This window comes from Lentibacter sp. XHP0401, assembly GCF_025751535.1.
Taxonomy (GTDB): Bacteria; Pseudomonadota; Alphaproteobacteria; order Rhodobacterales; family Rhodobacteraceae; genus Lentibacter.
On record NZ_JAOWLC010000007.1, the window covers coordinates 146,865 to 161,689 of the forward strand.

Annotated in this window: 13 protein-coding genes; 1 reads left to right on the forward strand and 12 read right to left on the reverse strand. The window is 57.7% G+C overall.

What is annotated here, in order from left to right; all coding sequences use genetic code 11:
* Positions 1-2: 2 nt before the first annotated feature.
* The gene (locus OE750_RS10750) at positions 3-509 is read right to left on the reverse strand and encodes a DUF1643 domain-containing protein (protein ID WP_263764184.1); all 507 of its coding nucleotides are present in this window, start codon (positions 507-509) and stop codon (positions 3-5) included.
* Positions 506-1,468 (reverse strand): hydroxymethylbilane synthase, encoded by a 963-nt coding sequence (hemC, locus tag OE750_RS10755; RefSeq protein WP_263764185.1) that lies wholly within the window; start codon positions 1,466-1,468, stop codon positions 506-508. Before hemC ends, OE750_RS10750 begins: the two co-directional genes overlap by 4 nt.
* 98 nt (positions 1,469-1,566) lie before the next feature.
* On the opposite strand from hemC, the gene hemE reads away from it, so the two are divergent.
* Positions 1,567-2,601, forward strand: coding sequence for a uroporphyrinogen decarboxylase (gene hemE / locus OE750_RS10760; protein WP_263764186.1), 1,035 nt, complete (start codon positions 1,567-1,569; stop codon positions 2,599-2,601).
* A 65-nt stretch (positions 2,602-2,666) separates the two neighbouring features.
* Here hemE and OE750_RS10765 read toward each other — a convergent pair whose 3' ends face one another.
* The 10 genes from OE750_RS10765 to xdhA form a co-directional block, all read right to left on the reverse strand.
* The gene (locus OE750_RS10765; protein WP_263764187.1) at positions 2,667-3,710 is read right to left on the reverse strand and encodes a cytochrome-c peroxidase; all 1,044 of its coding nucleotides are present in this window, start codon (positions 3,708-3,710) and stop codon (positions 2,667-2,669) included.
* Positions 3,711-3,975: 265 nt separating this feature from the next.
* Complete coding sequence (hemF, locus tag OE750_RS10770; RefSeq protein WP_263764188.1) at positions 3,976-4,854, reverse strand: oxygen-dependent coproporphyrinogen oxidase; 879 nt, start codon at positions 4,852-4,854, stop codon at positions 3,976-3,978.
* Positions 4,855-4,876: 22 nt separating this feature from the next.
* Entirely contained in the window at positions 4,877-5,680 is an 804-nt protein-coding gene (locus OE750_RS10775) for an SDR family NAD(P)-dependent oxidoreductase (protein WP_263764189.1), read from the reverse strand.
* 57 nt (positions 5,681-5,737) lie between these two features.
* On the reverse strand, positions 5,738-6,730 hold the full coding sequence (locus OE750_RS10780; protein WP_318527997.1) for a class I SAM-dependent methyltransferase: 993 nt from the start codon (positions 6,728-6,730) through the stop codon (positions 5,738-5,740).
* 31 nt (positions 6,731-6,761) lie between these two features.
* A complete protein-coding gene (clpS, locus tag OE750_RS10785) occupies positions 6,762-7,079 on the reverse strand; it encodes an ATP-dependent Clp protease adapter ClpS (RefSeq protein WP_412176223.1) in 318 nt (105 codons plus the stop codon).
* Between the two features lie 150 nt (positions 7,080-7,229).
* Positions 7,230-8,936, reverse strand: a complete 1,707-nt coding sequence (gene ade, locus OE750_RS10790) for an adenine deaminase (protein WP_263764191.1) — start codon at positions 8,934-8,936, stop codon at positions 7,230-7,232.
* Positions 8,937-8,939: 3 nt separating this feature from the next.
* On the reverse strand, positions 8,940-10,235 hold the full coding sequence (guaD, locus tag OE750_RS10795) for a guanine deaminase (protein ID WP_263764192.1): 1,296 nt from the start codon (positions 10,233-10,235) through the stop codon (positions 8,940-8,942).
* The gene (gene xdhC, locus OE750_RS10800; protein ID WP_263764193.1) at positions 10,232-11,047 is read right to left on the reverse strand and encodes a xanthine dehydrogenase accessory protein XdhC; all 816 of its coding nucleotides are present in this window, start codon (positions 11,045-11,047) and stop codon (positions 10,232-10,234) included. The genes guaD and xdhC overlap by 4 nt, the downstream gene beginning before the upstream one ends.
* Complete coding sequence (gene xdhB, locus OE750_RS10805; RefSeq protein WP_263764194.1) at positions 11,044-13,344, reverse strand: xanthine dehydrogenase molybdopterin binding subunit; 2,301 nt, start codon at positions 13,342-13,344, stop codon at positions 11,044-11,046. Before xdhB ends, xdhC begins: the two co-directional genes overlap by 4 nt.
* Complete coding sequence (xdhA, locus tag OE750_RS10810; protein WP_263764195.1) at positions 13,345-14,805, reverse strand: xanthine dehydrogenase small subunit; 1,461 nt, start codon at positions 14,803-14,805, stop codon at positions 13,345-13,347. It lies immediately after the preceding gene.
* Positions 14,806-14,825: the final 20 nt, after the last annotated feature.

Here is a 14,825-nt window from a genome sequence, read left to right on the forward strand (position 1 = left end):
CTTCAAAACCAGCGCTCCGGCTGCTGTGTATAGGCAATATAAAGTGGATGTTTGGGGTGGCCCGCCTTTGTCAGCCCCAAATGAAACACAGGCAACCTCGTGGCACGCAATAGCGCTTCCACGGCCTGCCCGCGCTGCAAGTGTTCACCATGTGCACCCCAACCCGCGATAATCTGGTCCGCCCAAGCGCAACTCTCGGCAATGCTTTTGTCATTCTCGCCGCCAATAGGCTCTGCCGCGGCGCGCATATTCTTCGGGTCAGTGTCACGCCACGCAAAAATATTGGTGACTCGGAAGCCGCCAAACCCGAGTGCCCGTGCCCGCCGCTCGCAGCGTTCAACCGTGGGGTCATTCTGCACCTCTGTCGCAGTTGAAGGGTTGAGCATGATAAACAACGCCTTGCGCCCCTCAGGCTCCCAAACCCGCGTCAGCAAGTAGCGATAATTTTCACAATCCGAGTAAACAGCTGTCGAAGGCGCATCGCCCTTGATATGTGTCCGCTCTATCATTCGCGCCAGTCAAAGAAGCCTTCGCCGGCCTGTTCAAGCAGCTTTGCGGCCATCTCGCGACCAAGCGCAGCACCATCTTCAATCGGTGCGCTCTGGTCATCGTTGATCGCTTCACTTCCGTCAGGGCGCAGCACTTCGCCCCGCAAACGCAATGTGCTGCCGTCAAGCTCGGCCAGCCCTGCAAGCGGAGTCTCGCATGACCCGTCGAGCGCGGCCAAAAAGGAGCGTTCGGCCGCAAGGCGCTGACCTGTCTCGCCGTGATGAATAGCAGCAAGCATATCGGCCACGCGCGTGTCATCACTGCGCCGCTCGATCCCGATTGCGCCTTGCGCAACGGCAGGCAACATATCTGTCAGCTCAATCGCCGTTGCAGGCACTTGTCCGATCATACCCAACCGCGTGAGTCCGGCCATCGCGAGAAAAGTCGCATCTGCGATACCATCTTCCAGCTTCTTGAGCCGCGTTTGCACATTGCCGCGAAACTCCGTGAGCACAAGGTCAGGCCGTTTCACCGAAAGCTGTGCGCGACGGCGCAGGGAAGACGAACCCATCACAGCCCCCGCAGGCACCTCGGCCAAGGACTTATACTTCAGGCACACAAACGCATCGCGCACATCTTCACGCGGCAGGTAGGTATCAAGCAACAAGCCCGCCGGCTGCAATGTGGGCATGTCCTTCATAGAATGCACCGCAATATCTATACCGCCGCCAAGCAACTGCTCCTCAATTTCTTTTGTGAACAGTCCTTTGCCACCAAGCTCTTTCAAAGGCTTGTCTTTGGCAATGAGCGCGGCATCATCACCTGTCGTTTTAATCACGACAATTTCAAAGGCCTCATGTGGCAGATCAAAGGCCTCGGCCAAGCGCGCACGCGTCTCATAGGCCTGCGCCAGAGCGAGCGGCGAGCCGCGGGTGCCAATCTTGAGGGGTGTGGCGGGTGTTGGAAGTTGTTTTACCATACCCCCTGTTAGACGCGGCGCTTTGTCCTTTCAAGCGGCTCTTGCTTGACATCGCGCCGCAGCCAAGGGACGAGAGGCAAACCCAAGAGGAGAGTATCATGGCACAGCAAAAGACAATCCTGCGCGCACTGGCAGGCGAAACGCTTGAAACACCGCCAATATGGATGATGCGCCAGGCGGGCCGCTACCTGCCCGAGTACAAAGCCACACGCGCTCAGGCGGGTGATTTTCTCTCACTCTGCTACAATTCCGATCTCGCCTGCGAAGTCACACTCCAGCCAATCCGTCGCTACGGCTTTGATGCCGCGATTCTCTTCGCCGATATCTTGCTCGTGCCGCAAGCCTTGGGCGCTGATCTCTGGTTTGTTACGGGTGAAGGACCACGGCTCTCCACAATCACCGACAAAGCAGGCTTTGACGCGCTTAAACCCGCTGACGCGATCCATGAACACCTCTCACCTGTCTATAACACCGTGAAGTTGCTCAGTCGCGAACTGCCAGCCGAAGCAACCCTTATCGGCTTTGCCGGTGCACCGTGGACTGTGGCCACCTACATGATCGCCGGTCGCGGAACGCCCGACCAAGGCCCGGCCCACGCGCTAAAAGATGGCAACCGCGAGGTTTTTGAAGTGCTTTTGGAGCGGATCACAGAGGCGACAATACTTTACCTCTCCGAGCAGATCAAAGCGGGTGCAGAAGTTGTCAAAATATTTGACAGCTGGGCAGGTTCTCTCAAAGGCAACGACTTTCTCAACTACGCCGTAAAACCTGCCGCACAAATCACAGCCGCGCTCAAGGCCCTGCACCCCGACACACCAGTCATTGCCTTCCCCCGCGGCGCGGGCGAGCGCTATGTCGGTCTGCACGAAGCCATCGGAGCAGACTGCATCGCACTTGATGATGGTGTTACAGCCGAATGGGCCGCCGCCAACGTGCAAACAGGCGGCTGCGTGCAAGGCAACCTCAAGTCATCGCACATGGTGACAGGCGGCGATGATCTTGTCCGTGAAACCCGCAAAATTGTAGATGCATTCAAGAACGGACCGCATATCTTCAACCTCGGCCATGGCATCACACCCGATGCCGACCCCGAAAATGTGCAGCTTATGATTGATACAGTGCGCGGGAATTAGACAATTCTACACGAGAAAAAAGGGCCAGCTAAATGCTGGCCCTTTTCGTTTATGATGCGTCTTGTTTATTTCACTTCACCAGTCGGGCGCGGTGTATCCGCAGTTTCAGCTGGCAAGATCGGATAAACAACCTCGGGCAATTCGCCAGTAAGGCTACCGAGGAACGCGACGATTTTGTCGGCCTCATCATCGCTCAGGTCTTCACCGAGCTGGCTTTCACCCATAACCTGAACAGCAACCTTCAGATCCCATACAATACCGGAGTGGAAATAAGGCGCTGTCTGGTCGATGTTGCGCAGAGGCGAGGCGCGGAAAACATATTCATCATCTGCTGTCTCGGTTACAGCGAAGCGGCCTTTGTCACCTTCGGGCAGAATATCTGCGCCTGGTTTCTCAATGAGACCGAACGGATAGTAGCCTGTGCCGCCCAGGTTGATGCCGTTGTGGCAAGACGCACAGCCCTTTTCAACAAACAGTTCAAGCCCGGCAGTCTGCATCTCATTCAGCGCGGCATCGTCACCATTGAGCCATGAATCAAACGGCGCGGGTGTGATGAGTGTGGCTTCATAGGCCTCAATCGCCTTAGCAAAATTGTCAAATGTCACAGGGTCCGCTTCATCGGGGAAAGACGCTTTGAACCAGTCAACATACTGCGGCATCGAATTCAAAGTTGCGACAACGTTTTCAGGCGTGTTCGCCATCTCTACACCCGCTTGCACAGGGCCTTTGGCTTGCTCACGCAGGTCTTCTGCGCGGCCATCCCAGAACTGCGCTTCGTTGAACACCGAGTTCAGCACAGTAGGAGAGTTACGTGGGCCTTTTTGCCAGCCGTGACCAATCGATGTTGGCATGTTGTCATCGCCGCCTGTTGCCAGATTGTGGCAAGAGTTACACGAAAACACACCAGATGCTGACATACGCGGATCAAAAAACAGCGCTTTGCCGAGGTCGATCTTTGCTGGGGTGATGGGGTTGTCTTTAACCGCAGGCGTTGTCGAGGGGAGCGGCGCAAAAAGATCAAGCGCATCGTTACGCAGTTCATTTGCTGTCGCGGCTCCCGCAAGTGACAAGCTCAGCGCTGTTGCGGTCATTAGATGAAACAATTTCATAGAGGCCTCCATTAGCCAAAGAGAGTCAGAACTTGCGCGCTTCCGATTGCTCTCAATGTATCGCGAGTCAGGCAGGCGTAATATGACTTAGATCAATTCTAATCTATGTCCTTACAAAAAAATTACATAACAACAAATACTTAACAGGATAACCACTTTAGAAGCGTCCAACTTCCCAGCGATGCAAGCTGGCACGAGCAAGCTTCATAGCCACTCAGGTCGCTTGGCCAGCTTTAGAATTACATTCTAGAATGAGGAGAAATACCTAAACCCACTTCGCCATAGGCGGGAGACTCATCAAAACAGCATTGGCATCATGCCCCGTTTCAAGGCCAAATTTCGTGCCGCGATCATAGACGAGGTTATACTCGGCATAGAGACCGCGGTGCACGAGCTGCCTGTCTTTCTCGGCCTCGCCCCAAGGCTGCGCCATACGCTTTTCCGTGAGCGGCACGAAGGCAGGCAGAAATGCGCGGCCGACATCCTGAATAAGGGAAAAGTCTGCTTCCCAGTCACCCGTGTTGTGATCGTCCAGGAAGATACCGCCAACACCCCGAGCACGCTTACGATGCGGGATGTAGAAATACTCGTCCGCCCACTCTTTCAGGCGCGGATAAAGCGCGCTTCCGTGCTTGTCGCAATGTTCCTTCTGAACAGCATGAAAATGCGCAGTGTCCTCGGCATATTCAATACAGGGATTAAGGTCTGATCCGCCCCCGAACCACCAGCCATGCGGGGTCCAGAACATGCGGGTGTTCATATGAACGGCAGGGCTGTGCGGGTTCTGCATATGCGCTACAAGACTGATGCCCGAAGCCCAGAAACGCGGATCTTCGGCCATGCCCGCAAGCCCTTTGCGAGCCGCCATCGCGGCCTGCGCGCGTGCGCCAAGTGTTCCATAAACTGTCGAGATATTCACCCCGACCTTCTCAAACACACGTCCGCCTCGCATCACGCTCATCAGCCCTCCGCCCGCATCAGAGCCATCGTCTGACTGACGCGTGGTTTCACTGACTTCAAAGCGCCCCGCAGGTTCATCGCCGCCAAAAGCATCTTCAAGGCGCTCAAAACTGGCCACAATCTGATTGCGAAGCTCACGAAACCAAGCACTCGCGCGGGCTTTCTCATCAATCATATCGCTCATCGTGTCTTCCTCGGTGTGCAAGTCAGTGTGCAGGGGCAGTGACAGGATCAAGCAAGGTGCGCCCGCCATCCACCGTCAGCACCTGACCTGTCATAAAGCTGGCCCCGTCCGAAGCCAGAAACTGCGCCGCTTCCGCAAGTTCGGTGGGGCTCGCAATCCGGCCCATAGGCGTGCCCTTCTCGATAACCGATCGGAAATCAGGGTTGTCCTTGAGATGCTCTTGCAAGCTCGCGCTCATTACCGAGCCCATGGCAACCGCGTTGACCCTGATCCGCTCGGGCGCCAGCGCAACCGCAAGCGAACGCGTCATCTGCTCCAGAGCCGCATTCGAAATCGACAGTGCCATAAGCTGCGGGTGCGCGCGCCGTGACAGGATTGATGAAAGGTTGATAATAGAGCCCGCCGGCCCCTCACCGCCATCATCCTTGGCCTGCTTGATCATCCGCTTGGCGATCAACTGGCACAAGCGCAGCGAGGTCATAAGGTTCTGCTCCAACGCCACTTCTACCGCATCATCATCAGGGTTGAGGGGATCAGATGCGATAACCTGCCGCGAGGCGTTGACCAGAATGTCAACACGGTCAAACGCATCAATCGTGGCCGAGAGCAGATTGGCCAGTGTCAACTTTTCCCGCAGGTCGCCCGCAAAGGCCCGAATGGGGCTGTCTTCACCCTGCGCGCCCACTTCTTTGGTCAGCGCCGCGTCATCCATATCGGCAAACATCACATTCGCGCCTTTATCGACAAAATGCCGCGCAATCGCGAGACCGACACCATTGGCAGCGCCAGTCACAATCGCGGTTTTTCCAGTTATCGAAAGCGACATGTCCGCTCCTCTCATGAAGTCCACAGCCGAAGCTGACAGGAATGCTAGCGCAAAACTCTAGCGCTTGCGAGACGGCTTGGCCGCGTGAATAATCTTGAAGCGGCTGTTGCCCCCGTCAAGCTCCTCTACAAAGCCAAATCTGGCGCGCAAAGCCTCCTCGTAAGGCAAATGGCGGTTGGCCACCATATAGAGATGCCCCACGCCCTTCAAAGCCGCTGCTGCCGAAGCAATAAAGGCCTGCCCGAGCTCTGGCACACCTTTGCGTCCCGTGTGAAACGGCGGGTTCATTACAACAGAATCAAGCGAGGCCCGCGGCTGCCAGCGTGTTGCATCGGCCCAATGAAATTGCGCCCGGGCGTCTGTAATATTGTGTTTGGCACAGCTCAGCGCGGCGTGGCTCGCCTCTACCAAGTGCAGAGTTTCAACAGCTTCACGTTCCAAAACAGATCGCGCCAAATAGCCCCAGCCTGCGCCAAGGTCGGCCACTTCCTTGCCCAGCTTTTCAGGCAAAACCGCCGCCAAAAGGCGTGATCCTTCATCGGCCTTATCCGCCGAAAAAACGCCCGGAACCGTGAAGAAACCCTCAGCGTTCTCACCTCCCTTGCCGGCTTCGAGCCAGTCGTCCGTCGCACCCGCAGGAAGCTCACAGCGAAAGATCTTCCCATGCGCCTTGCTATAAGCCGCACTACATGTGCCACGTTTGCGCAGCTCCTTGAAATGGCTGTCCACACCGTCTGTCTTCACACCATCAACGATAAAGGCACCGTCTGTCAGCTTGGCCGCCTGCGCAAAAAGCACACGCCCCTCAAGCCGCCCGCGTGGCACAAAAACCAGCGCATCTGCCGCTGCCTCGGGTAGGGTGTTTTTCACAACATACCCCTGCGCCTCGTAAGCACTCGCCGCGATCACATCATCAACCACCAGCAAAAGCCGCTCCTTAGACAAGCCGGCAAGGCTCTGCCCAGATGCGCCCAAAACAACAATCTCGCCCGCCTCGGGCAAGCTCACATGCCCCGCCTCAAGCGCGAGTGACAAGCGTGTATCCATCATGTCCGTATTCCCTTCAGGGTGAGGCCGCGCCTCACTCCTTTTCCATTGTGCATTGCAGCGGATGTTGGTGCTGACGTGCAAGGTCCATCACCTGCGTCACCTTCGTTTCGGCAATCTCATGCGAGAAAACGCCAACAACAGCAAGCCCGCGCTTGTGCACCGTCAGCATGATCTCGAACGCCTGCGCATGATCCATGCCAAAAAACCGCTCCAGCACATGCACGACAAATTCCATAGGCGTATAGTCATCATTCAGCAGCATCACCTTATAAAGTGGTGGCCGCTTGGTCTTGGGTTTTGTTTTGGTGATAACCGAGGTGTCGCCCCCATTATCATCATCATCACCCATTCGAATGATCGCAATCTCTTGCATCGGTTCCGTTCGTCTCAATGTGCTCGCGCACCGCTCTATATAACGCTTGATAAGGTACTGAAAAGAGGCAGCGCCGAGAATGCCTTTCAAACTCTGGCAAACACCTTAAAAAAACTGTGCGTTCATCTACCCGATGATCTCGAATTTCATCACATCGACAAGCCCGCGATCGGTGATCTTGAGGTTCGGAATCACCGGCAGTGCCAGAAACGCCAGCTGCAGGAACGGCTCGTGCAGACTTACCTCAAGGCTTGCTGCCGCCGCGCGCAGCGGAATAAGCTGCTCGCGCACCTCCTCGTAGCTCTCAAGGCTCATAAGCCCCGCCAACGGCAGCGCCAGCTCGGCCAGCACGCGGCCGTCTTCAACTACAACAAACCCGCCCTCGATCTCGCCCAAGCGGTTCGCGGCAAGTGCCATGTCGTCATAATCCGCACCCACAACGGCAATGTTGTGATGATCGTGGCATACTGTCGAGGCAATCGCCCCGCGCTTGAGGCCAAATCCTCGCACAAAGCCTGTCGCGATATTCCCGTTCTTCCCGTGCCGCTCGATCACGGCAATCTTCACCAGGTCACGCGCCACATCAGGCCGCTTGTCTCCGTCCACAATCGGAATATCCTCGTGCAGATGCTCGGTGATGATCTTGCCTTCAACAATCCCGATCACATCTGTCTCGCTACGGTTGCCTCCCGTGCGAAACGCTTCTGCTGTCACCTTCGGTGCTTTGACCGAGCCACGCCCGACGGGTTCAATAACCTGCCGCGCTGCAAAGGCTGCACCGGTCAGCTTCACGCCGCCCGCCCAAACCGCTTGCACATCACAAACCTCAAGGTTTTTCACGGCCACAATATCCGCGCGCTTGCCTGGGGCAATTTGCCCTCGGTCCTTCAACCCGAAAGCCTCCGCTGCCGAAAGGCTCGCAGCACGGTAAACCGCCCGCGCCGAACAGCCGCGCTCGATCAGACGCCTGATCATGTAATCCAGATGCCCCTGCTCGGCGATGTCGAGCGGGTTCCGGTCATCGGTGCACAAGCACATGTAAGGCGAGGTGAAGTCATCGAGCATCTCCGCCAGCGCCTCCAGATCCTTGCTCACAGAACCTTCGCGAATGAGCACCCGCAGCCCTTTTTGCAACTTCTCCCGCGCCTCTTCAGCGCTCGTGGCCTCATGCTCTGTACGAATGCCCGCGCTTGCGTAAGCGTTCAGGTCCATCCCCGACAAAAGCGGCGCATGGCCGTCAATGTGCCGCCCTTCAAAGAGCTTGAGCTTAGCCATAATCCCCGCATCGCGGTGAATCACTCCGGGATAGTTCATCACCTCGGCCAGCCCGCTCACCTGAGGGTGAGACATCAAAAGCGCCAAGTCATCCGCCTCGATCCGCGCGCCAGCAGTTTCCATCTCGGTCGACGGCACACAAGAGCTGAGATTCACCCGCAAATCCATCAAGACCCGCTCGGAGGCCTCAAGGAAATACCGGATACCCGCAACCCCGACCACATTGGCAATCTCGTGCGGGTCACATATCGCCGTGGTCACACCGCGCGGCGCAACGCAGCGGTCAAACTCGAACGGTGTAACAAGCGAGCTTTCCACATGCAGATGCGTATCAATAAAGCCCGGAACAAGCGTCAGCCCTGCAACTTCGACAATCTCTTCGGCCTCATAGACCTCACCTATCCCTGCAATCACTCCCCGATAGATGGCCACATCGCCGGCAATCCGCGCGCCTGTGACAACATCAAATACCTCGCCCCCGCGCAGCACAGTGTCAGCCGCACGCTCGCCACGCGCCACTGCAATCAACTCTTCCAGTTCTGGTCGTTTTTGCCGCATAATTCACCCGCTCTTCTGCGCAGCGCCTCCCACATAGGTCTGCGCAATTGCACGATCATCGCCCATGATCATCAAAAGGAAAAGCTCTTCCGCCAGCGTCTCGATACGGTCTGCCCGCAAGGCCATCTCGGGTGTCGCGCGGGCATCGAGCACAACCATATCCGCAGCCGTGCCCACCTCAAGCGTTCCGATCTCGTGAGTCAGCCCCAGCGCCTCGGCATTGCCCCGTGTGATCCAGTCAAACGCGGCATAAGGGTGCATCTGCTGACCCCGCAGTTGCAAAACCTTGTAACCCTCATTCAGCGTTTGCAACATTGAATAAGACGTTCCGCCGCCGATATCGGTTGCAATCGCGCCGTGAATCCCGCGGGCACGCAACCCCGCATCGTCATACAGTCCGGAACCAAGAAAAAGGTTCGAGGTCGGGCAAAACACCGGCTTCGCGCCTGTGTCGGCAATCACATCAATCTCGCGTGGCTCAAGGTGAATTGCGTGGCCCAGCAAAGCCCGCTCGCTCAGCAGCCCATAGCGCTCGTAAATGCCCACATAATCAGGCGCGTCCTCGTAAAGTTCCTTCGCGCGCTCAATCTCGCGCAGGTTCTCGCTCACATGGGTCTGCATGTAGCACTCGGGGTGTTTGGCACACAAAGCCCCCGCCGCCTCAAGCTGCGCAGGCGTTGAAGTAAGCGCAAAACGCGGCGTGATAGCGTAGTGAAGCCGCCCCTTGCCATGCCAGCGCCCGATCAACGCAAGGCTCTCGTCATAGCCCCTCTGCGCCGTATCAAGCAGCGCATCTGGCGCGTGGCAATCCATCATCACCTTGCCGCCAATCATACACATACCGCGCCGTTCGGCTTCAGAAAACATCGCTTCGGCACTCGTGGCATGCACCGAACCATAGGCAACCCCCGTTGTGGTTCCGTTGTTCAAAAGACCGTCGTAAAACCCCTGCGCCATCGCCTCGCAATGCGCCAAATCGGCAAAGCGCTGCTCCTCGACAAAAGTGTATCTGTTGAGCCAGTCGAGTAAATCCTTGCCCCAACTCGCCAGCACCTGCACCTGCGGAAAATGCAAATGTGTGTCAATAAAACCGGGCAGAATGAGGTGTTCTTCATGATCAACGATCATGGCACTCTTGGCACCCGCACGCAAAGCTTCGGCCTCGCCTACAGCCACAATGCGCCCGTCGTTTACATGCACAGCGCCCGCCTCATGATAGGCAAACGCGGCCTCATCGCCCACACCCTCGGGACGGCGATGAAAGCTCAGCACGCGGCCCAGAACTAACGTCTCACTCATAGATCACCTTTAACCGCTTGCTTCCTAACGGCGCCTTTAGATGCGCCCAGCCTCGCCATCACTTCGGCCACAACAAAAGCGGCAATCACCTCTGGCCGCCTGTCGCCCTTGTTTTCCGCTGCCATCGGGCAGGTAAGCGCGTCTGTCAGCCCCTCGGTCCAGCTCTCAAATCGCGCGCGTTTGGTTTTGGAGCCAATCATACCAACATAGGCCGCATCCCCCCGTGCAAGCGCTTCCTGTGTCAGCAAAAAGTCGAGGCTGTGCTCATGCGTAGCCACGATAAAAACCGCGCCGCCCCCCGCTTTGCGCAACTCTGCCTCAGGCAGGGGCGTGCAAATCCGCCCCGCACCCAACGGCGCACGCGCCAGCTCTTCCGCGCGACTGTCGATCAGCTTCACTTGCACGGGAAGCGGCGCAAACGCATATGCCAAAGCACGGCCAACATGCCCTGCCCCGAAGATCAGAACCTCGGGCAAAGCCGCAGTCCGTGCGGCCTCTTGCCTTAGCAAAGCGGCCTTATCCTCTGCCTCCAAAACCCGCTGCTCAAGCCGCACGCGGCCACCGCAACACTGGCCAATTTCGGGGCCCAGCGGCACATTCAGTTCACGATTGCGCTCCCCCGACCGAACAAGCGCGCGCGCTTCGTCCATCGCCAGATATTCAAGCTGCCCGCCGCCTACAGTGCCCCAAAGCGCCGACTCATGCACAAGCATAAAAGCCCCCACCTCACGGGGAGAAGAGCCCCGCACCTCGACAATGCGCACCTCTACAACCGCGCTTTCAGCATCAAGAAACTCCGCCAGCCCACTCATCGCTTGAGCCGCTCCACAGCCATCAAAACCCGCTCTGGCGTTGCTGGCGCATCAAGCCTTGGGCACTCGGTATAATCAGCCACTGAAGCCACCGCATGGCCAATCGCTTCAAACACCGAAATCCCCAGCATAAACGGCGGCTCGCCCACCGCCTTACTGCGCTTGATCGTCCGCTTGGGGTTCTCGCTCCACTCTGCAAGGCGCACGTTAAATTCGCGCGGCTTGTCGGAAGCCAGCGGGATTTTATAGGTGCTCGGTGCATGGGTTCTGAGCTGTCCTTTGTCGTCCCACCAAAGCTCTTCGGTTGTCAGCCAGCCCATCCCTTGGATGAACGCCCCTTCCACTTGCCCACGGTCAATCGCAGAGTTCAGCGAGCGGCCGACATCATGCAGCACATCGGCGCGCAACACGCGGTATTCGCCTGTTAAAGTGTCAATCTCGACCTCGGAGCATGACGCGCCATAAGCGAAATAGAAAAACGGCTGCCCCTTGCCTGTCGCCCTGTCCCAGTGAATCTCGGGCGTCTTGTAGAACCCCGCCGCAGAGAGCTGTACGCGGTCCATATAGGCCCCCGCGATAAACTCCTTGAAGCTCATATCCTTGTCGCCACAAAGCACCCTGCCCCCGACAAACTGCACATCGCTGCACACCTTGCCCCACTTCTCCGCGGCATAGGCCACCAGCCGCGCCTTGATCTGCTCGCAAGCATCCAGCGCCGCCATCCCGTTGAGGTCACTGCCCGAAGAGGCTGCCGTGGCGCTTGTATTCGGCACTTTCTCCGTCGTCGTGCGAGTAATCTTCACGGTTTCCAGCGGCACGCCAAACGCCTCCGCCACCACCTGCGCAACCTTGGTGTTGAGCCCTTGGCCCATCTCCGTGCCACCGTGGTTGATCATCAAGGAGCCATCTTTATAGACATGCAACAAAGCGCCCGCCTGGTTATACCAAGTCGCGGTAAAGCTTATCCCGAACTTCACAGGCGTCAGCGCAATCCCTCGGCGGATAATCCCGCCCTTGGCATTGTGCGCGACAATTTCTTCGCGCCGGTTACGGTAGTCTGATGTCTCCTCAAGCTCACCAATCAGCCGCTCCAGTATATTGTCTTCAACTGTCTGGTGGTATGGTGTCACGTCCCGCTCGCCCACGCCGTAAAAGTTCGCCTTTCTGATATCAAGCGGATCGCGCCCGAGCTTATAGGCGATTTCCTCGATCATCCGCTCGGCAACAATCACGCCCTGCGGCCCGCCAAAGCCTCTGAAGGCCGTGTTGCTCACCGTATTGGTTTTCATAGGCCGCGATGTGAGTCGCACATGCGGATAAAAGTAAGCGTTGTCCGCATGAAAGAGCGCACGGTCTGTCACCGGCCCCGACAGGTCCGCCGCAAAACCGCAGCGCGCCGCCCACTGCCCCTCAACAGCCTCGATACGGCCTCTCTCGTCAAAGCCCACCTCATAGTCTGCAACAAAATCATGCCGTTTGCCGGTCGAGCTCATATCCTGGTCCCGATCAGGGCGGATCTTCACAGGGCGATTCCACTTCTTCGCCGCAATAGCCGCCACAGCTGCAAACAGGTTCATTTGGCTTTCCTTGCCGCCAAACCCGCCGCCCATGCGCCGCACATTCACCACAACAGAATGCGCAGGCACACCCAACACCTGCGCAACAATCATCTGCGCCTCTGTCGGGTGCTGGGTTGAGGCATAAATGACCACATCATCGTCCTCGGCGGGTATCGCAAACGAGATATGCCCCTCCAAATACATGTGATCCTGCCCGCCAATCGCCATCTGCCCTGCGATATGGTGCGCCGCACGCTCAAACCCTGCCTTTACATCACCGCGCTCAAGCTTGAGCGGCGCAGTCACATCAGGATACCCTGCGGCGATCGCTTCAAGCGGCCCCAACACATGCGGCAGCGCGTCGATCTCTATTTTTGCCAACTCCGCCGCACGGCGGGCAATATCACGGCTCTCGGCGATCACCGCAAAAAGTGGCTGACCATAAAACTCGACAGTGTTTTCGGGGAAGACAGGCTCATCCCCCGCATGAACCGCCGACACATCGTTGATCCCGGGAATGTCCTTGGCCGTCAGAACCCCGATCACGCCTTTGGCCGCCATCACCGCGCTCAGATCAAGCGATTTGAGTGTGCCATGCGCCACCTTGGAGCAGCCCAGATAAGCGTGCAACGTTCCAATCGGCTCGGGAATATCATCAGTATATTCCGCCCGCCCCATCACCTGCTTTATCGCGCTGTCGTGGTTGGCGTCTGTGCCCGTATGTCCAAATTTGGTCATTTACACACCCTCCAGCTTGGCCACTTCGCCAGCACCCTGCTCTGCCCAGAAGCGCCTGAAAAGGTTCGCGGCCACAAGGCTGCGATACTCCGCACTCGCGCGCCAGTCGCTCAACGGCGCAAAGTCCTCGGCCACGGCCATCGCCGCCGCCTCAAAGCTCTCTTTCGCAAAGGGTTTACCCACCAGCGCTGCCTCGGCATTCGCTGCACGCTTAGGCGTTGCCGCCATTCCACCAAAAGCAATTCGCGCTTCAGCAATCACACCGTCCCGCACAGTCACAGCAAAGCCCGCTGCAACGGCGGTAATATCCTCATCCCGTCGCTTGGTAACTTTGTAAGCCGCATGATGCACCCCCGCACTCGCCAGCGGCAGCTCGACAGCTTCAACAAATTCGCCCGCGCGCAAATCCTGTTTGCCGTAGTCGATGAAATACTTTTCCAGCGGCAGCTCCCGCACGCCCGAAGCACTGCGCAAATGAAGCTTCGCCCCCAGCGCGATAAACACAGGCGGCGTGTCCCCAATTGGCGAGCCGTTAGCGATATTGCCACCCACAGTCCCCATATTGCGTACCTGCCAGCCCGCAATCCGCCGCCAGTATGGCAACAAATGCGGATAAACACGGCCAAGCGCGGCCTCGGCTTCACTATAACTCGCTCCTGCACCAATCCGTAGAGTAGCACCAGTTTCAACAACCCGGCGCAGCTCGACCAGATGTCCGATAAACACAGCAGGCGTAATCGGTTTCATCATCTTCGTCACCCAGAGGCCAACGTCTGTCGCCCCCGCAATAATCGTCGCATCAGGATGCACGGCCAAAACATCGGCCAAATCAGCCACATTCCCAGGCAAAATCGCGCGGTCCCCTGCACGGCTCACATCCACCCGCACGCCATCGGCCAATGCCTCAAGCCGCTTTGTCACATCCTTCCGCTCAAGTGCCAGCGGATCAGCCGCAGGATCACCCAAAGCCGCCGCCGCCCGCGCCGCCTTGAAAATCGGCTCATACCCCGTGCAGCGGCACAGGTTGCCCTGCAAAGCGGTCTCAATCTCGGTCTCGCTGGGCTCAGGCCGCTCCATCCAAAGCGCATAAAGCGACATCACAATCCCCGGTGTGCAAAAACCACACTGACTGCCATGCGCATCTACCATCGCCTGCTGCACAGGATGCAACCCGCCGTCCGCCCCGCGCAAATGCTCGATGCTCACGACATGACAGCCATCAAGGCTCGCCAGAAAGCGGATACAGGCATTTACCGTCTCGTAACGCAGACCATCTTCCGCCAGCCGCCCGACAAGCACGGTGCAAGCGCCGCAATCCCCTTCGGCACAACCCTCTTTCGTGCCGGTCAACCGCCGATTGATACGCAGAAAATCCAGCAAAGTGTCCTGCGCTCCCACCTCTGGCAGCCGTACATCCTCACCGTTCAACAAAAATCTGATCTCATGTCGCGTCTGCGTCATGTCTTGCCCTCCGCGCTGGC

Coding starts and splice junctions, on each gene's coding strand:
- OE750_RS10775 (WP_263764189.1), bottom strand. CDS start 5,680: ATGTCGCTTTCGATAACTGGAAAAACCGCGATTGTGACTGGCGCTGCC.
- guaD (WP_263764192.1), bottom strand. CDS start 10,235: ATGAGTGAGACGTTAGTTCTGGGCCGCGTGCTGAGCTTTCATCGCCGT.
- OE750_RS10765 (WP_263764187.1), bottom strand. CDS start 3,710: ATGAAATTGTTTCATCTAATGACCGCAACAGCGCTGAGCTTGTCACTT.
- ade (WP_263764191.1), bottom strand. CDS start 8,936: ATGCGGCAAAAACGACCAGAACTGGAAGAGTTGATTGCAGTGGCGCGT.
- clpS (WP_412176223.1), bottom strand. CDS start 7,079: ATGGGTGATGATGATGATAATGGGGGCGACACCTCGGTTATCACCAAA.
- OE750_RS10780 (WP_318527997.1), bottom strand. CDS start 6,730: ATGATGGATACACGCTTGTCACTCGCGCTTGAGGCGGGGCATGTGAGC.
- hemC (WP_263764185.1), bottom strand. CDS start 1,468: ATGGTAAAACAACTTCCAACACCCGCCACACCCCTCAAGATTGGCACC.
- hemF (WP_263764188.1), bottom strand. CDS start 4,854: ATGAGCGATATGATTGATGAGAAAGCCCGCGCGAGTGCTTGGTTTCGT.
- OE750_RS10750 (WP_263764184.1), bottom strand. CDS start 509: ATGATAGAGCGGACACATATCAAGGGCGATGCGCCTTCGACAGCTGTT.
- xdhA (WP_263764195.1), bottom strand. CDS start 14,805: ATGACGCAGACGCGACATGAGATCAGATTTTTGTTGAACGGTGAGGAT.
- xdhB (WP_263764194.1), bottom strand. CDS start 13,344: ATGACCAAATTTGGACATACGGGCACAGACGCCAACCACGACAGCGCG.
- hemE (WP_263764186.1), top strand. CDS start 1,567: ATGGCACAGCAAAAGACAATCCTGCGCGCACTGGCAGGCGAAACGCTT.
- xdhC (WP_263764193.1), bottom strand. CDS start 11,047: ATGAGTGGGCTGGCGGAGTTTCTTGATGCTGAAAGCGCGGTTGTAGAG.